The organism is Streptomyces fradiae (genome assembly GCF_041270065.1).
Classification (GTDB): domain Bacteria; phylum Actinomycetota; class Actinomycetes; order Streptomycetales; family Streptomycetaceae; genus Streptomyces.
Genome location: NZ_CP065958.1, coordinates 2,124,463 through 2,141,503 on the forward strand (window position 1 = coordinate 2,124,463; position 17,041 = coordinate 2,141,503).

The window sequence follows — 17,041 nt, forward strand, 5'->3', positions numbered from 1 at the left end:
GTCGCCACGCCTGGGCAGTGAGTGCCTGAGGGGCCGCCCTCGTTCGTACGCCGACACGTACGAACGAGGGCGGCCCCTCACTTTGCTGTGGGGGTACGGGGCCGGGCCAGCATCGCCCGGGCCGCCGGGGCCGTCAGGGCGAGGAGGGCGGCGGACGTGGCCAGGGCCTGGTGGGGGCTTGTGGTGGTCAGGTAGATGCCGCCGATGACGGCGACGCCGAGGGTGCCGCCGAGTTGTTGGACGGCGTTGAGGAGGCCGGCGGCGGAGCCGGCCTCCTGGTCGGAGACGGGGCGCAGGGCGAGGGTGAAGAAGGGGGCGGTGAAGAGGCCGACGCCGAGGCCGGCGAGGGCGAGGGCGAAGGGGAGGCCGAGGGGGTAGTGCCCGGTGGGGGCGGCGCGGTAGGCGAGTGCGGCGGCGGCCAGGCCGGCCGCGAGGGCGACCAGCCCGGCGCACAGGACGCGGGCGCCGCCGTGGCGCGGGACGAACCGGCTGCCGGCGGCCCAGGAGCCGACGGCCAGGCCCGCGGACCAGGGCAGCAGGGTGAGGCCGGCGGCGAGCGGGCCGCGGTCCAGGCCGAGTTCCAGCTGGAGCACCACGGTGATCATGACGCCGTTCATGACGGCGAAGAACAGCGTGGAGGTGGCGAGCGCGGCCGGGAACGCGCGCCCGCGCAGCAGCGACGGCTCGACCAGTGGCGTACGGCCCGCGGCGGCCGCCCGACGCTGGTGGACGACGAACCCGGCGAGCACGAGCGCGCCGAGCCCGGCGGCGGCCCACGCGGCGCCGCCCGGAGCCCCGGTCCCGGCGGCGAGCGGGCACACGAGCAGCGCGGTGCCGGCCATCGCGAGGACCGTGCCGACCGGGTCAAGGCGTGGCCGTACGGGCGCGCGGTCCTCGCGCAGGTGCCGGGCGAGCAGCAGGACGGCGGCGGCGAGCGGCAGGTTGACCAGGAAGACCGCGCGCCAGGAGGTGCCGAGCAGGTCGGCGTGGGTGAGGATCCCGCCGAGCACCGGCCCGAGGACCGCGGAAAGGCCCATCACCGGGCCGATCGCGCCCAGCGCCCTGGGCAGTTCGTCACCGTCGAACATCGCCCGGATCAGCCCGAAGGTCTGCGGGATGATCAGCGCCGCCGCCAGGCCCTGCGCCGCGCGCAGCCCGATGAGCACGCCGCCGCCCGGCGCGAGCGCGCAGGCCAGCGAGGTGAGCGCGAAGGCCGCGACCCCGATCCGGAAGACCCGGCGGCGGCCCGCGATGTCGCCGAGGCGGGCGGCTGTGAGCAGGCCGAGCGCGAAGGTGAGGGTGTACGCGGCGGAGTACCAGGGGATCGCGGCGGCCGGGCCGCCCAGGTCGGCGTGGATGACGGGTCCGGCGACCTGCACGACGGTCGCGTCGAGGAGGTTCATGGCCTCGGCGACGAGCAGCGCGATCAGGGCGGTCCAGCGGGCGGGATACGGGACGGCGGCGGGCGCGGAAGCGGGTGTGGAAGCGGTCAGGGCTGGCTGTGTCATGGGCACCACCGTGCGGCCCGGCCTGCACGCACTTCCATGTCTGGTGATGGGATCGGTGATTTCTTCCATCTCTACCCGCTAGCGTGCGGAACATGCCCGTACTCGACGACCTCGACCGCGGCCTGATCCACGCCCTCCACGTGGACGCCCGGGCCCCTTTCACCCTCGTCGCCGAGGTCCTCGGCTCCTCCACCCAGACCGTCGTACGCCGCTACCGCCGGCTCCGCGCCGAGGGCGGGCTTCGCGTGGTGGCCCTGCCGGACCCGCGCAGCGCCGGCACCCACCAGTGGTTCCTGCGGCTGACGGCCGCGACCCGTACCGCTCACGACCTCGCCGTCGCGCTGGCCCGCCGCCCCGACACCTCGTGGGTGCGGCTGACCTCCGGGGGCACCGAGATCGTCGCGATCGTGCACGCCCCGCCGAGCGGCCCGGACGCCCACTCGCTCCTGCTGCGCGACATCCCGCGCACCGCCGGCATCACCGCCGTCTCCGCGCACTATCTGCTGCACACCTACCTCGGCGGGCCCACCCCCTGGCGCGGCCGGCTCGGCACGCTCAGCCCCGAGCAGGAGGCCCGACTGCGGGCCGGGCACCCGGGACCGGCCGTGGACCCGGCCGCGGACCCGGAGCCGTACCCGCTGGGCGAGGCCGACCGCCGGCTGCTGGCCGCGCTGCGGGAGGACGCCCGCGCCCCGTACGCGGAGCTGGCCGCCGCGACCGGCACCACGCCGGCCACCGTCGCCCGCCGGCTGACCGAACTGCGGGTGCGCGGCGCCCTGTTCTTCGACATCGACATCGAGCCGGCCGTGCTCGGTGTCACCGTCTCCGCGCTGCTGTGGATGCAGGTCGCCCCGAGCCGGCTCGACGAGGTCGCCACGGCCCTGGCCGGGCATGCCGAGCTCGCGGTCGTCGCGGCGACCACCGGTCCGACGAACCTGGTCGCGCACGCCCTGTGCTCGGACGCCGAGGCCCTGCACCACTACCTGACCCGGCGCCTCGCCCTGGACGCGATCACCCGGATCGAGACGGCGCCCGTGCTCCGTACGTACAAGGCCGCCGCCACCCTGCGCGGCTGAGGACAGCATGATGGGGGGCATGCGTGCCGCCCGCCTGATCAAGCTGGTCCTGCTGCTCCAGTCCCGGCCGTCGATGACGGCCGCCGAACTCGCCGCCGAGCTGGAGGTGTCGGAGCGGACCATCACCCGGGACGCCCTGGCGCTCTCGGAGGCGGGGGTGCCGGTGTACGCGGACCGGGGGCGGGCCGGCGGGTACCGCCTTGTCGGCGGCTACCGGACGCGCCTGACCGGCCTCGCCCGCGGAGAGGCGGAGGCGCTGTTCCTGTCCGGGCTGCCGGGGGCGCTGCGGGACCTGGGGCTCGCGGACGCGGCCTCGGCGGCCCGCCTGAAGGTGTCGGCGGCGCTGCTGCCCTCGCTGCGGGACGCGCCGGAGGCGGTGGGGCGGCGCTTCCACCTGGACGCGCCCGCCTGGTTCCAGGAGCCGGAGACGCCGGAGCTGCTCGCGCCGGTGGCGGAGGCGGTGTGGGGCGACCTGCCGGTCCGGGCCCGCTACCGGCGGGGCGACGGCGAGGTGACGCGGGAGCTCGCACCGTACGGTCTCGTCCTGAAGGCCGGCGTCTGGTACGTGTGCGCCCGGGCCGGCTCCTCGTACCGCACCTACCGGGTGGACCGGTTCACCGAGGTGGCGGTGGGCGAGGAGCCCTTCGAGCGCGATCCGGACTTCGATCTGGCGGCGTTCTGGAACGAGCGGTCGGCCCAGTTCGCGCGCTCGCTGCTGCGTGCGGAGGTGGTGCTGCGGCTGACGGAGGCGGGGGCGCGGCGGCTGCCGTACGTGACGGACCGCGCGGCGGCCGGCGAGGCGGTGGCGGCGGGGGTGACCGAGACGGACGGCCGGCTGCGGGTGGTGCTGCCGGTGGAGAACGAGGAGGTGGCCTTCGGGCAGCTCCTCGGGCTCGGCCCGGAGGTGGAGGTGGTGGCCCCGGACGGCCTGCGCGAGCGGTTCGCGGCGGCCGCCCGGGCGATGGCCGAGCGCTATCGGGCGGTCTAGCGGTAGTCCGCCGGGTCCGTGTCCGGGTGGGTCTCCTTGGCGAGCAGGAAGCCCCAGGCGTCGGGCCGCGAGCCGTCCGCGTCGGTGAAGCCGTACTCCCGGGCGAGCCGTCCGCTGTCCAGGGACTGCCCGTTCCAGCGGGCCCGGTCGGGGTCGGCGGCGAGGGCGGCGACCGCCCGTCCGACGTAGACGGGGGACTCGGAGACGGCGAAGTCGGGGACCTTGTCGGTGGCCTCGCGCCAGTTCTCCTCGGTGACGCCGAAGCCCGCGAGCATCTGCTCGGAGCGCAGCCAGCCGGGGCTGACGGAGACGGCGGTGCCGGCGGAGTCCGCGAGCTCCTTGGCGAGGCCGAAGGCCATCCGGATGGGGGCGTTCTTGGCGAGGTCGTAGAAGAGGTTCTCGCGGAACCGGGTGCCGTTGTACGCGGTGGTGCCGTCGGTGACCTCGACGACCAGGCCGCCGGGGTGACGGGTGAGCAGCGGGAGGGCGGTGTGGGAGGTGATGAGGTGTGTCTTCACGCCGAGTTCGAGCATGCGCAGGCCGTCGGCGAGGTCGATCTCCCAGGTCTTCTTGCCGAAGGAGGAGCCGATGAGGTGTTCGCCGCCCCACACGTCGTTGACGAGGACGTCGAGCCGGCCGCGCTCGCGGTCGATCCGCTCGACCAGGGCGCGGACCTGATCCTCCTCCAGGTGGTCGGTGGGGACGGCGACGCCCTCGCCGCCGGCGGCGGTGACGAGCTCGGCGGTCTGCTCGATGGTCTCGGTGCCGCGGCCGACCTCGCTGACCCGGTCGCGGGTGGTGCGGCCGGTGACATAGACGGTGGCTCCGGCGGCGCCGAGCTGGACGGCGATGGCGCGTCCGGCGCCCCGGGTGGCGCCGGCGACGAGGGCGATCCGGCCCGCGAGGGGCTTGCTGTCGGTGTTCTCCGGGTTCTCCGTGGTGTTCTCGGTGGTCATGCGAGCAGCCTGGCAGGGAAATCCGACATCTTCTGTCCGGATTGATTTCAGCCGATTCCGGGTGCGTCGCCCGGCGGCACGCACGATGCTTGTCCCGTGATGGACGAGACGGAGTTCTGGGAGATCATCGACTCCACCCGGGAGCGCGCCGAGGGCGACCCGGAGGAGCACGCCGACCTGCTCGTGGAGCGCCTCACCCGGCTCGACCCGGACTCCGTGGTGGACTTCGCCCGGCATTTCGAGGCCCGCTACAACCGCGCCTTCACCTGGGAGCTGTGGGGTGCGGCCGCCGTGCTGCTCGACGGTGCGGCGGACGACACCTTCGACTGGTTCCGCTGCTGGCTGATCGGCCAGGGGCGGGAGGTCTTCGAGGGCGCGGTGCACGATCCGGACGCGCTGGCGGAGCTCCTTGAGGACTTCGATCCGGAGATCGACGGGGACGGCGAGGAGCTGGGCTTCGCGGCGGACGAGGCGTACGAGGGACTGACCGGCGGCGAGACGCCCGAGCTGGGCATTCCGCCGCAGGGCGCGGAGCCGCTGGGCACGCCGTTCGACCTGGACGACGACGGCGTGCTCGCGGCCCGCTTCCCGCGCCTGTGGGCCCGCTTCGGCCCCGGCTGAGAGGCCCCCGCTCGGCAGCGCTCGGGGCGTACGTCAGAAGTGCGTGCCGCCGTCGATGCGTATCTCGGTGCCGGTGATGAACTTCCCGTCCTCGGAGGCGAGCATCGCGACGACGCCGGCGACGGTCTCGGGGCCGGCGAAGCCCTGGCCGAGGGCGGGGGCCAGCTTGGCGAAGAGCGACCAGTCGGTGTCCTCGGGCAGGCCGGGGCCCTGGGACTGCTTGGACTCGCCGGAGCCGTCGGTCATACCGGAGGAGATGGAGCCGGGCTGGACGGCGGTGAAGCGGATGCCCTGCTTGGCGTACTCGGCGGCGAGCGCGTGGGTCATGGACTGGATGCCGCCCTTGCTGGCCGCGTAGGCCGCCATGTAGGGGTGGGCGAACATCGCCGAGGTGGAGGAGAAGTTGACGACGGCGGAGCCGTTGCCCTCCAGGAGCGCCGGTATGGCCTGCCGGATCATCAGGAACGTACCGGTGAGGTTGATCCGCAGGACCTGCTCGAAGGAGTCGAGGGTGGTCTCGTGGGTGTGCGCGGAGCGCAGGATGCCCGCCGCGTTGACCAGCACGTCAAGGCCGCCGAGGGTCTCGACGGCGGCGGCGACGCCCGCGCGCACGGAGCTCTCGTCGCCGATGTTCACGACGAGCGTGGTGAGGCGGTCGGCGTCGGCTCCCGCCTTGGCGACGGTGTCCTTGAGGCCGTCTTCGCTGATGTCGGCGGCGACGACGCGCCCGCCCTCGGCCAGCATGCGCAGGACGGTGGCCTGGCCGATGCCGGAGCCGCCGCCGGTGACGAGTGCGCGGCGTCCCTCGTAACGGGTCAGCTGATTCATGACGACAACCTCTCGATCTCACACTTTCCAGGGTACTGACCACCGTACGCCTAAGTGGCACGATTTGCCATAGCTGCATGGAGTGCATTTCTGGCAGGCGCGGGCGTACGCTGGTCGCGTGAGCACCAAGCCCCCCTCCCTGACGGAGCGCCGCAAGGCCGCCACCCAGCTCGACATCGCCCGTGCGGCGGCCGAGCTGTTCACCGAGCGCGGGCCGGACGACACCACCGCCGAGGACATCGCCCAGCGGGCCGGGGTCGCCCTGCGCACCTTCTACCGCTACTTCCGCTCCAAGCAGGACGCCGTCGCCCCGCTGCTCGCGGGCGGCGCCGACCGCTGGCGCGCCGAGCTCGCCGCCGCCGGACCGGGCACCGCCGTGCCCACCGCCCTGGAGCGGTCCATCGCCGACTCACTGGCCGCCGCGGACACCGAGGCCGAGGAGGGCCTGCGCTGGACCCGCGGGCTGCTGCGCGCGGCCGAGCACGACCCGGCCCTGCGGGCCGTCTGGTACCGGGTCAACCAGGAGTCCGAGGACCGGCTGCGCGCGGTGCTCGCCGAGCTGGCGGGCCCCGGCACCGACCCCTTGGAGCTGCGGCTCGCGGCCGCGGCGGCCACCGACGCGATCCGGATCGCCCTGGAGACCTGGGCCGAGACCGACGCCCCGGTGCACGGCCCCGGCTCGCCGGCCGACCTGGCGGTGCGCTGCCTGCGCGAACTCATGGGCGGGATGCGGCTCCTCGCGCCCGGTTCAGGGGAGGAGTGAGCGCCCCATCAGGACGTCGTCCACATACCCGCCGGCCAGGAAGAACTCGCCCGGCAGCACGCCCTCGACCGCGAAGCCCTCGCTCTCGTAGAGCGCCCGGGCCGGGGCGTTGTGGCCGAGTACGCGGAGGGTGATGCGCCGGGCGCCCTCGGCCCGGGCCCGGTCCATGGCGGCGCGCAGCAGGGTGCGGGCCACGCCCCGGCCGCGGGCGGACTCGGCGACGGCGAGGCCCTGGATCTGGCGGACGTGGGCGTTGCAGGCCATCGGGGTGGGCGGGACGAGGCGGAGGTAGCCGAGCACCCCGGCCTCCTCGGACTCCGCCACCAGGTAGTGCGCGGGCAGGTGCCGCTCGTCGAAGAACGGCTCCCCGGCCTCGGGCGCCGGCAGCACGGCGTGCAGGGGCGACCAGGTGGACCGGTCGAGCGCGGCGAGGGCGGGCTCGTCGGCGGGCGTCGCGGCGCGGACCCGTATCTCCGGGCGCTCCAGGTGTCGCGGTGTCTCCGGCACGATCATGCGGGCCACTGTGCCATGGCAGGACCCGGGAGGGGCAGGATGGCGGTATGAAGCGACAGACTCGCCAGCGCATCGCCGTCACCGGCGCGTCCGGGCTCATCGGCGCCGCCCTCGTGCGCTCCCTGCGCGCCGACGGCCACGAGGTCCTGCGGCTCGTCCGCCGCCCTGCCGTCCTGGCCGACGAGGTCGAATGGGACCCGGCCCGGCTGTACGTGGACACCGCGGGCCTGGTCGGGGTCGACGCGGTCGTGCACCTGGCGGGCGCGGGCGTCGGCGAGCGGCGCTGGAACGACGCGTACAAGAAGGAGATCCGGGACAGCCGGGTGCTCGGCACCCGGGCGATCGCCGAGGCCCTGGCCTCGCTCGCCGACCCGCCCGAGGTCCTGGTCTGCGGCACCGCCCTCGGCTACTACGGCGACACCGGCACCCGCGCGGTCGACGAGAGCGCGCCCGCCGGCGAGGGCTTCCTCCCTGAGGTGTGCGTGGACTGGGAGGCCGCGGCGGCGCCCGCCGAGGCGGCCGGGATCCGCGTCGCGTACGCCCGTACCGGTCTGGTGGTGGCCCGTCAGGGCGGCGCCTGGGGGCGGCTCTTCCCGCTGTTCCGCGCCGGGCTGGGCGGGCGGATGGGCGACGGGCGCCAGTACTGGAGCTTCATCTCGCTGCACGACGAGGTCGCGGCCCTGCGCCATCTCGTCGACACCCCGGCCGCGTCCGGTCCGGTGAACCTGACGGCGCCCGAGCCGGTCACCAACCGCGAGGTGACGGCGGCGATGGGGCGGGTGCTGCGCCGCCCGGCCGTCCTCCACGTACCGGCGCCCGCTCTGCGGGTGGCGCTCGGGGAGTTCGCCGCGGATGTGCTCGGCAGTCAGCGGGTGCTGCCGGGGCGCCTGTTGGAGACCGGTTTCGACTTCGCCTTCCCGACGATCGACGAGGCGGTGCGGGCCGCCGCCCGCTGACGAACCGCCACCCTCCCTTCACCCGCGCGCCTTCCCGGTGTGCTCCCGGGTGTGCTCCCCCGTGCTGCGTGCACCCCGTCGCGCGCGGCTGCCCGCCGCGGGAGCGCTCCCTAGTCTCGTGCCGAACGAGGGCATTCCGGGGGCCCGTTGGGGGCATAGGCCTCCCACAAGCCGCGCCGACCTGGGGAGGGGCACGTGCTCAACAACGCGGACGTCGTCGTCGTAGGAGCCGGGATCGCGGGTCTCGCGACCGCTCATCAGCTGACCGCGGCCGGTCTCTCGGTCACGGTCCTGGAGGCCGCGCCGCAGGTCGGCGGCCGGATGGCGACCGACACCGTCGACGGCTTCCGGCTCGACCGGGTCGGGCCGCTGTTCACCGCGCCGGAGGTCGCGGGCGTGCCGCTGCGCCCGTTCGCCCCGGGGGTGCTCGTGCACAGCGACGGGCGCTGCGCCCGCTGGGGGGCGCCGCACACACCGTGGGGCACGGGCCCCTGGGGCACGGGGGGCGTACGGGGCCTGGGAGGCGGCGTACGGAGCCTGGGGGGCGCGCGCGGTATGGCGCGCGCCCTCGCGGGCGCCCCCCGGAACCCCGCCGTCTCGCTCGACCAGGCGCGCCTGGGGGCCTCGCTGGTACGGCTCGCCACCACGCCCGCCCAGCGGATCCTCACCCGTACGGAGCGCACCGCGCAGGAGGCCCTGTCGGCCCGGCTGCCCGCCCGTACCGTGCAGGGGGTGCTGCGCCCGCTGCTCGCCGCGCTGCTCGGCGATCCGGACCTGTCGACCTCCAGCCGGCGCGCGGACCTCGCACTGCGCTCCTTCGCACGCGGCCGGCTCGGGGTGCCGGAGGGCGGGTCGGGCGCGCTGGTGGCGCGGCTCGCGGCGGCGCTGCCGCCGGGCACGGTCCGTACCGGCGTCCGGGTCACCGACGCGTCGATCTCGCGGGTGACGACGGCGGAGCACGGGGTGTTCGGCTGCCGCGCGGTGGTCGTGGCGACGGACGGCCGGACGGCGGCGGAGCTGCTGCCCGGGCTGCGGGTGCCGGAGTACCACGCGGCGACCGTCCTGCACCACACGGCGCCGGCCGCCCCGACGGCGGACCCGGTGCTGATCCTGGAGTCCGACCCCGGCGGCCCGGTGGCGCACACGGCGGTGATGAGCGCGGTCGACCCGGGCCGCGCGCCGGACGGCCGGGTCCTGATCACCTCAGTCGTCCTCGGCACGCCTCCCGACGACACCGAGCGGCGGGTCCGCAAGCACCTGGCGACGCTGTACGGGGTCTCCACGGACGACTGGGAGCTGCTGGCCCTGCGCCACACCCCGCACGCCCACCCGTCCCTGCGCCCGCCCTTCGACCCCGAGCGCCCCGTCCGGCTCCTCGCCGGCCTCTACGTCTGCGGCGCCCACCGCGGCACCGGCACCCCCTTCGGCGCCCTGACGACGGCCCGCAGGACGGCGACGGCGCTGCTCTCGGACCTGGGGATGCGCCGGGAAACGCCCACGGAGGCGAAGGCGGCCTAGGGCCTGTCCGGCGGATCAAGGCCGGACAGGCCACTAGAGGGGTCAGCCCAGCGCCGAGACCCGGTCCCGGTACGTGCGGACGGCGGGGGCGTCGCGGTAGGGCTCCAGGCGGCGTTCGAAGTCGCGGACGTACTCCACGGCGCGGGCCGAGCGCATCTCGGCGGCCTGCTGGGCGGCTTCGGCGCCGAGCGCGCAGGCCTGGTCGAGTTCGCCGAGGGCGAGGCGGGCGGAGGCGAGGACGACCCGGCAGAAGAGGCGGCTGCGGGCGAAGCCCGGGGGCCGGAGCTGGAGGGCGCGTTCGGCGTGCTGGGCGGCGGCGCGGTACTGCTGGAGGTCGCGGTGGCAGTGCCCGAACTCGTCGGCGAGCTGTGCCTCGTCGAAGGAGCGCGCCCAGTACGGCACCTCGTCGCCGGGCCGGGCCGCCTCCAGGGCCCGTTCGGCGCGGGCGAGCGCGGCGCCGCAGGCCCGGGAGTCGCCGAGGACGCCGTGCCCGCGCGCCTCGACCGAGTGGAGCAGGGCCTGGACGACCGGCGGGGCGGCGGCGCCGACGCCCTGCTGGGCGACCCGGGCGAGCTGGACGGCCTCGCGGCCGTGCCCGAGGTAGACCGCCTGGTGGCTCATGGTGATGAGGACGTACGAGCCGTAGGCCCGGTCCCCGGCGGCCTGGGCGAGCCGCAGCGCCTGCACGAAGTAGCGCTGGGCCAGGCCGTGCGCGGCGATGTCGTACGAGGTCCAGCCGGCCAGGCGGGTCAGGTCGGCGGCGGCGCCGAACAGGCGGCGGCCGACGCTCTCCCCGTACGTGCCGCGCAGCATCGGCTCGGCCTCGTGCTCCAGGTAGCGCACCAGGGCCTGGCGGGCGTGGCCGCCGCCGTATGCGTGGTCGAGGGTGCGGAAGAGCTCGCCGACCGAGCGCAGGGCGGCGATGTCGCCGCTGGACACCCGCTGGCCGGGGCCCCGGTCCGTACCGCGCTGACGGGGCACGGAGTAGCGGCCCTGGAGGGGCACCCGCGGGTCGGCACCGGCCGGGCCGCCCCGGCCGCCGGGGCCGTGCCCGGCGGGTCCGTGGCCGGCGGGTCCATGGCCTGCGCCCGGGCCGGCGGGCTCGCCGCGCGCCACCCGTTCGTCCGCGCGGCCGATCAGCCAGTCGCGGCTGGGGACCACCAGACCGGCCGGGGTGAAGGCGATCTTCCGCAGCTCCGCGTGGCTGCCGGAGTCCTTGCGCCACAGGCCGCTGACGATGTCGACGGCCTCCTCGGGGGTGGCCGCGAACTCCAGGCCCGCGTAGACGGGTGCGCAGGCGTCCAGGCCGAGGTCCTGCGCGGAGAGCCGGCGGCCGAGGCGGCGGGTGAACACCTCGGCGATCAGCGCCGGCGTGGTGCCGCGCGGCTGCTGCCCGCGCAGCCACCGGGTCACCGAGGTCTTGTCGTACCGGAGGTCGAGGCCGTGTTCCAGTCCGAGCTGGTCCACCCGTCTGGCGAGACCCGCGTTGGAGAAGCCCGCCTCGGCGATGAGCGCGGCGAGCTGGCGGTTCGGGATGCGCTGCGAGGGTCGTTCCGTCATCAGCTGTGCGGTCTCCTGCCTTCCGGGCCCGGGGTGGCAGCCCGTATGGACCCTCGTGGCCCTCATGGAACGGCGTGAATTTAGCGGCAGTCACGGCCATTACCGCCACCTTCGCCCCACATTCATCCGATCGTGTGAGGATTGACTGTCCGCTGACGAGGGGCTCGCGGACCGGCGTAGAAGCTCTCGTCCTTGCGCCGGAGGGGCGCTCGCGCACCTGCCGGAGGGCGATCGGGCGTACCGCCGTACAGTGGCATGGGCGCGAATGACGCATGGTGCCGAGCCGGCTCCCGCCCCCGGGACGATCCCCGGGAACCCGGCCCGCGGCACCCCAGGAGGAGGCATGGCCGTGAGTGAGCTGCGATTCGTCCGTCTGGGCTTCGGCGACGACGCCGTCGACTACCAGGTGGCGTGGGACAAGCAGCGCGAGGTGCACGCCGCCCGGTTCGCCGACGAGGTCGAGGACACCTGTCTGCTCCTGGAGCACCCGCCCGTGTACACGGCGGGCCGGCGCACCGCAGAGAACGAGCGCCCGCTCGACGGGACGCCGGTCGTGGACGTCGACCGCGGCGGGAAGATCACCTGGCACGGCCCCGGCCAGCTGGTGGGCTACCCGATCATGAAGCTGCCCCGCCCGGTCGACGTGGTCGCGCACGTACGCCGCCTGGAGGAGGCACTGATCCGTACCGCCGCCGACTTCGGCGTGGCCACCACCCGGGTCGAGGGCCGCAGCGGTGTGTGGGTGCTCGGCGACCCGGTCGAGCAGCGGCCGCAGATCGGCGGACTCTCGCTGGACTTCGACCCGCGACTGCAGGACGAGGAGTTCGACCCCCGCCTGAACGGCCCGGAGTACGCCCCCTCCAACGCCGGCCAGCGCCGGGAGGACCGCAAGCTCGCGGCCATCGGCATCCGGGTCGCCAAGGGCGTCACCATGCACGGCTTCGCCCTGAACGTGAACCCGGACAACGCGTGGTTCGACCGGATCATCCCGTGCGGCATCCGCGACGCGGGCGTCACCTCGCTCGCCAACGAGCTGGGCCGCGACCTCACGATCGAGGAGGTGCTCCCGGTCGTCGAGAAGCACCTGCGGGACGTCATGGCGGACGCGGTGCTCAAGCCGCGCGAGATCGTGCGCGAGGCGGAGACCGCGGCACCGGCGGCACCGGCGACAGCCGTGTCCGAGCGTGAGACGGAGCGGGCCGCCGAGCCGGCCACCGCCTGAGGAATGCCGAGCTCTGGCCCAGGGTTGGCCAGAGCGTTAAGGCATGGAAGCAACGGGCGTACCCTGGTGGGCGCCGAAGAATCGAAGCTACAGGAGCCGATGTGTCCGCAGTCGCACCCGACGGACGCAAGATGCTGCGCCTGGAGGTCCGGAACAGCCAGACCCCCATCGAGCGCAAGCCCGAGTGGATCAAGACCCGCGCGAAGATGGGGCCCGAGTACAACAAGCTCCAGGGCCTGGTGAAGAGCGAGGGACTGCACACGGTCTGCCAGGAGGCGGGCTGTCCCAACATCTTCGAGTGCTGGGAGGACCGCGAGGCGACCTTCCTCATCGGCGGTGACCAGTGCACCCGCCGCTGTGACTTCTGTCAGATCGACACCGGCAAGCCGGAGGCGCTGGACCGCGACGAGCCGCGCCGCGTCGGCGAGTCCGTCGTCACGATGGACCTGAACTACGCCACCATCACCGGCGTCGCGCGCGACGACCTGGAGGACGGCGGCGCCTGGCTGTACGCGGAGACCGTGCGCCAGATCCACCAGCAGACCGCGGAGCGCGCCGCCGGCCGCACCAAGGTCGAGCTGCTCGCCCCCGACTTCAACGCGGTGCCGGAGCTCCTGGAGCAGGTCTTCGACTCCCGCCCCGAGGTCTTCGCGCACAACGTGGAGACGGTGCCACGGATCTTCAAGCGGATCCGCCCCGGCTTCCGCTACGAGCGCTCCCTCGACGTCATCACCAAGGCGCGGGACTACGGTCTGGTCACGAAGTCCAACCTGATCCTCGGCATGGGCGAGACCCGCGAGGAGGTCAGCGAGGCGCTGCAGCACCTGCACGACGCCGGCTGCGAGCTGATCACCATCACGCAGTACCTGCGCCCCTCCGTCCGGCACCACCCCGTGGAGCGCTGGGTGAAGCCGCAGGAGTTCGTGGAGCTGAAGGAGGAGGCCGAGGAGATCGGCTTCTCCGGTGTGATGTCGGGCCCGCTGGTCCGCTCCTCGTACCGGGCCGGGCGGCTCTTCCAGCAGGCCATCGAGCGCCGTGGCGCGGTCGACAACGCCACGCAGGCGGTCTGAGGCCCCCGGCCACGCCCCCGCGGGCCGTTATGGCCCCTGCCGGCCCCGCCGGCCCCCGCTCTCCTCCGAGGCCCGTACGCGTGTGCGTACGGGCCTCAGGGTTTCATCAGTGTTTGACCCCCGGGTCACGCCCTGGTAACACCGTTCTGTGAGGCTGTTCTCACTCACCGCCACCGAGCGTTCACGGAGGCCCTCGCCCATGCAGGCCGCGCACATCCGAGCCAACGCCATCCCGACCGTCACCGACGCCCTGCGCGCCGTGGAGTCCGTGCTGCTCGCCCGCGGGCAGCGCACCGCCCGGCGCAACGCCTGGACCTCGGTCCTGGAGGACCGCCGCCGGGCCAAGGACCGGGTGGAGGCCCAGCACGTGATGGAGGCCGTGGAGGGCCTCGCGTCCCGGGGCACGTAAACTTCAGGACATGGCGAGGAGTGCAAACACGGGCGGCGCTGACGCCGCGAACCCCGGGCGACTGAAGCAGATCGCCCTCACGTACAAGATGACCCGGAAGGCCGACCCCAAGGTCGGGCTCGTCGTCGCGGGCGTGGGCATCGTTGTACTCGGTGTCCTCCTCGCGATCGGCTTCCTGATCGGTCACCCCGTTTACCTGGGCATTCTCGGTTTCGTCCTGGCGTTCCTGGCGATGGCCATCGTCTTCGGCCGGCGCGCCGAGAAGGCGGCCTTCGGTCAGATGGAGGGCCAGCCGGGCGCGGCCGCGGCGGTGCTGCAGAACATCGGGCGCGGCTGGACGGTGACCCCGGCGGTCGCGATGAACCGCAACCAGGACGTCGTGCACCGGGCGGTCGGCCGTCAGGGCATCGTGCTGGTCGGCGAGGGCAACCCGAACCGGCTGAAGACGCTGCTCGCGGCCGAGAAGAAGAAGATGGCCCGAATCGTGGTGGACGTCCCGGTGACGGACATCCTCGTCGGCAACGACGAGGAGGCGGGCCAGATCCCGCTGAAGAAGGTCCGCACCAAGATGCTGAAGCTGCCGCGACTGCTGTCCGGCCCGCAGGTGACGGCGGCCAACGACCGGCTGCGCGCGATGGGCGACCTGATGAGCAACATGCCGCTGCCGAAGGGTCCGATGCCGAAGGGCATGCGGATGCCGCGGGGCGGAAAGATGCGCTGAGCGCGCACCAGACCCCTACGAGCAACGGGAAGCGCCCCGGACCGAACAGGTCCGGGGCGCTTCCCGTTGCTCGTAGGCCGACTCAGATCCGGACCTGGACGGCGCCGGAGAAGCGGTCGTGCAGGCCGCGGCCGTCGCGGTCCCAGATGAGGGCCGGGATGGCGAGGCAGACCAGGAGGGAGCGGAGCACGACCCGGAGGAGGCCGAGGCGGCCGCCGTTCGCCGAGACGACCCGGAGGCCGAAGAGGCGCTTGCCGGGGGTGAAGCCGATGGTGCCGACCGTGAGCACGCTCATGACCAGCAGGATCACCAGGGCCCAGTTGCCGGTGGCCTGGTTGTAGCCGTGCGTGATGAGGCCGTATGCGATCAGCATGCAGAGGGCCCAGTCGACGGCGAGGGCGCCGAGGCGGCGGCCGGGGCGGGCGATGGAGCCGGGGCCCTCCTCGGGCAGGCCGAGCTGCTGCCCGCGGTAACCGAAGTCCACGCCCGCTTCTTCGGCCGCGGCGCGCGGGCCGGAGAGCCATGATCCGAGTGCTTGCCTGTTGTCCACCCGACCACGGTACTGTGCCCGTTTTTGATCACTTCGGCCCGGGTCGCCAAGGCCCCGAAGAGTTCCCGGAGAGTCCCCGGAGGCCCCTGGACCGCACCCGCCCCGGTTAACTTCGACGAAACAAATGGGTCATGCTTGAGAAATCCCGTCTGCCTATGGTCGGGTCCTGCGTGTGCCACCGCACTGGCCGCACGACCGAGCTGCAACCCCGCCCCTCCCCGGGCCGGGAGTAGGAGGAGTTGGATGTTCCAGAACGCCGACGAGGCCAAGAAGTTCATTCAGGACAACGACGTCAAGATGGTCGACGTCCGTTTCTGCGACCTTCCGGGCGTGATGCAGCACTTCACGATCCCGGCGACGGCGTTCGACCCGTCCGAGGAGCTGGCCTTCGACGGCTCGTCGATCCGCGGTTTCCAGGCCATCCACGAGTCGGACATGGCCCTGCGCGCCGACCTGTCGACGGCCCGCCTGGACCCGTTCCGCCGCGACAAGACGCTGAACATCAACTTCTTCATCCACGACCCGATCACGGGCGAGCAGTACAGCCGTGACCCGCGCAACATCGCGAAGAAGGCGGAGGCGTACCTGGCCTCCACCGGCATCGCCGACACCGCGTACTTCGGTCCCGAGGCCGAGTTCTACGTGTTCGACTCGGTCCGCTTCGAGACCTCCGCGAACCAGGGCTTCTACCACATCGACTCCGAGGCCGGCGCCTGGAACACCGGCAAGGAGGAGGACAACCGGGGTTACAAGGTCCGCTACAAGGGCGGCTACTTCCCGGCCCCGCCGGTCGACCACTTCGCCGACCTGCGTGCGGAGATCTCCCTGGAGCTGGAGAACGTCGGCCTCAAGGTCGAGCGCCAGCACCACGAGGTCGGCACCGCCGGCCAGGCGGAGATCAACTACAAGTTCAACACGCTGCTCGCCGCAGCCGACGACCTGATGCTCTTCAAGTACATCGTGAAGAACGTCGCCTGGCGCAACGGCAAGACCGCGACCTTCATGCCGAAGCCGATCTTCGGCGACAACGGCTCGGGCATGCACGTCCACCAGTCGCTGTGGTCGAACGGCGACCCGCTGTTCTACGACGAGGCCGGCTACGCGGGCCTGTCGGACACCGCGCGCTACTACATCGGCGGCATCCTGAAGCACGCCCCGTCGCTGCTCGCCTTCACCAACCCGACGGTGAACTCGTACCACCGCCTGGTGCCGGGCTTCGAGGCCCCGATCAACCTGGTCTACTCGCAGCGCAACCGCTCCGCCGCGATGCGCATCCCGATCACGGGCTCGAACCCGAAGGCCAAGCGCGTCGAGTTCCGCGCCCCGGACCCGTCCTCGAACCCGTACCTCGCCTTCTCCGCGCTCCTCCTCGCGGGCCTCGACGGCGTCAAGAACAAGATCGAGCCGGCCGAGCCGATCGACAAGGACCTGTACGAGCTCGCTCCCGAGGAGCACGCGAACGTCGCCCAGGTCCCGACCAACCTGGAGGCCGTCCTCACCGCCCTGGAGGAGGACAACGAGTACCTGCAGGCCGGCGGCGTCTTCACGTCCGACCTGATCGAGACCTGGATCGACTACAAGCGCACCCACGAGATCGCCCCGATCCAGCTCCGCCCGCACCCGCACGAGTTCGAGCTCTACTTCGACCTCTAAGCCGTACCCCGCGAGCGAGGCTCTTCCGAGGCCCGTCGCCCCCTTCACGGGGGCGGCGGGCCTCGCCGTTTCCGGCCGGTCGGGGCCGCCGGGATCCGGCCAAGATCACGAGAAGGCGAACAGCTGACG

17 protein-coding genes are annotated in these 17,041 nt (G+C 73.5%); 11 read left to right on the top strand and 6 right to left on the bottom strand.

The genetic code is table 11. The features are described 5' to 3' along the window. Positions 1 to 77: 77 nt before the first annotated feature. A complete protein-coding gene (locus JAO84_RS09540; RefSeq protein ID WP_370412179.1) occupies positions 78 to 1,508 on the bottom strand; it encodes an MFS transporter in 1,431 nt (476 codons plus the stop codon). Positions 1,509 to 1,600: 92 nt separating this feature from the next. On the opposite strand from JAO84_RS09540, the gene JAO84_RS09545 reads away from it, so the two are divergent. After that, positions 1,601 to 2,584: an Lrp/AsnC family transcriptional regulator gene (locus tag JAO84_RS09545; protein ID WP_370412181.1), complete on the top strand. Its 984-nt coding sequence runs from the start codon at positions 1,601 to 1,603 to the stop codon at positions 2,582 to 2,584. 19 nt (positions 2,585 to 2,603) lie between these two features. After that, positions 2,604 to 3,572, top strand: a complete 969-nt coding sequence (locus tag JAO84_RS09550; RefSeq protein WP_370412183.1) for a helix-turn-helix transcriptional regulator — start codon at positions 2,604 to 2,606, stop codon at positions 3,570 to 3,572. Here JAO84_RS09550 and JAO84_RS09555 read toward each other — a convergent pair. Continuing rightward, positions 3,569 to 4,528 carry an SDR family oxidoreductase gene (locus JAO84_RS09555; RefSeq protein ID WP_370412185.1) on the bottom strand — a complete coding sequence of 320 codons (960 nt, stop codon included), beginning with the start codon at positions 4,526 to 4,528 and terminating at the stop codon, positions 3,569 to 3,571. The genes JAO84_RS09550 and JAO84_RS09555 overlap by 4 nt on opposite strands. Before the next feature lie 99 nt (positions 4,529 to 4,627). Between JAO84_RS09555 and JAO84_RS09560 the strand changes: the two genes are divergently transcribed. After that, positions 4,628 to 5,149 (top strand): DUF4240 domain-containing protein, encoded by a 522-nt coding sequence (locus JAO84_RS09560; protein ID WP_265861916.1) that lies wholly within the window; start codon positions 4,628 to 4,630, stop codon positions 5,147 to 5,149. 33 nt (positions 5,150 to 5,182) lie between these two features. Here JAO84_RS09560 and JAO84_RS09565 read toward each other — a convergent pair whose 3' ends face one another. Next, the gene (locus tag JAO84_RS09565; protein ID WP_370412187.1) at positions 5,183 to 5,977 is read right to left on the bottom strand and encodes an SDR family NAD(P)-dependent oxidoreductase; all 795 of its coding nucleotides are present in this window, start codon (positions 5,975 to 5,977) and stop codon (positions 5,183 to 5,185) included. 118 nt (positions 5,978 to 6,095) lie between these two features. Here JAO84_RS09565 and JAO84_RS09570 point away from each other — a divergent pair, with 118 nt between their 5' ends. Next, positions 6,096 to 6,740: a TetR/AcrR family transcriptional regulator gene (locus JAO84_RS09570; protein ID WP_370412190.1), complete on the top strand. Its 645-nt coding sequence runs from the start codon at positions 6,096 to 6,098 to the stop codon at positions 6,738 to 6,740. On the opposite strand, the gene JAO84_RS09575 is transcribed toward JAO84_RS09570, so the two are convergent. Then, positions 6,726 to 7,253 carry an N-acetyltransferase family protein gene (locus JAO84_RS09575; RefSeq protein ID WP_370412192.1) on the bottom strand — a complete coding sequence of 176 codons (528 nt, stop codon included), beginning with the start codon at positions 7,251 to 7,253 and terminating at the stop codon, positions 6,726 to 6,728. The genes JAO84_RS09570 and JAO84_RS09575 overlap by 15 nt on opposite strands. A gap of 47 nt (positions 7,254 to 7,300) precedes the next feature. On the opposite strand from JAO84_RS09575, the gene JAO84_RS09580 reads away from it, so the two are divergent. Together JAO84_RS09580 and JAO84_RS09585 are read left to right on the top strand one after the other, a co-directional pair. Continuing rightward, a complete protein-coding gene (locus JAO84_RS09580; RefSeq protein WP_265861790.1) occupies positions 7,301 to 8,209 on the top strand; it encodes a TIGR01777 family oxidoreductase in 909 nt (302 codons plus the stop codon). Positions 8,210 to 8,404: 195 nt separating this feature from the next. Further along, entirely contained in the window at positions 8,405 to 9,727 is a 1,323-nt protein-coding gene (locus tag JAO84_RS09585; RefSeq protein WP_370412194.1) for an NAD(P)/FAD-dependent oxidoreductase, read from the top strand. 42 nt (positions 9,728 to 9,769) lie between these two features. On the opposite strand, the gene JAO84_RS09590 is transcribed toward JAO84_RS09585, so the two are convergent. Beyond that, on the bottom strand, positions 9,770 to 11,287 hold the full coding sequence (locus JAO84_RS09590) for a regulator (RefSeq protein ID WP_370412196.1): 1,518 nt from the start codon (positions 11,285 to 11,287) through the stop codon (positions 9,770 to 9,772). Positions 11,288 to 11,636: 349 nt separating this feature from the next. Between JAO84_RS09590 and lipB the strand changes: the two genes are divergently transcribed. From lipB to JAO84_RS09610, 4 genes are all read left to right on the top strand, one after another. Beyond that, positions 11,637 to 12,509, top strand: a complete 873-nt coding sequence (gene lipB / locus JAO84_RS09595; RefSeq protein ID WP_370412198.1) for a lipoyl(octanoyl) transferase LipB — start codon at positions 11,637 to 11,639, stop codon at positions 12,507 to 12,509. Positions 12,510 to 12,610: 101 nt separating this feature from the next. Then, entirely contained in the window at positions 12,611 to 13,579 is a 969-nt protein-coding gene (lipA, locus tag JAO84_RS09600) for a lipoyl synthase (RefSeq protein WP_265861794.1), read from the top strand. 199 nt (positions 13,580 to 13,778) lie between these two features. Further along, positions 13,779 to 13,988, top strand: coding sequence for a hypothetical protein (locus JAO84_RS09605; protein WP_265861796.1), 210 nt, complete (start codon positions 13,779 to 13,781; stop codon positions 13,986 to 13,988). Between the two features lie 10 nt (positions 13,989 to 13,998). After that, a complete protein-coding gene (locus tag JAO84_RS09610; RefSeq protein WP_265861797.1) occupies positions 13,999 to 14,709 on the top strand; it encodes a DUF4191 domain-containing protein in 711 nt (236 codons plus the stop codon). A gap of 82 nt (positions 14,710 to 14,791) precedes the next feature. Here the strand turns inward: JAO84_RS09610 and JAO84_RS09615 are convergent, their stop codons facing one another. Next, the gene (locus JAO84_RS09615; protein ID WP_370412201.1) at positions 14,792 to 15,259 is read right to left on the bottom strand and encodes an RDD family protein; all 468 of its coding nucleotides are present in this window, start codon (positions 15,257 to 15,259) and stop codon (positions 14,792 to 14,794) included. A 243-nt stretch (positions 15,260 to 15,502) separates the two neighbouring features. On the opposite strand from JAO84_RS09615, the gene glnA reads away from it, so the two are divergent. Further along, positions 15,503 to 16,912, top strand: coding sequence for a type I glutamate--ammonia ligase (gene glnA / locus JAO84_RS09620; protein ID WP_265861800.1), 1,410 nt, complete (start codon positions 15,503 to 15,505; stop codon positions 16,910 to 16,912). Positions 16,913 to 17,041: the final 129 nt, after the last annotated feature.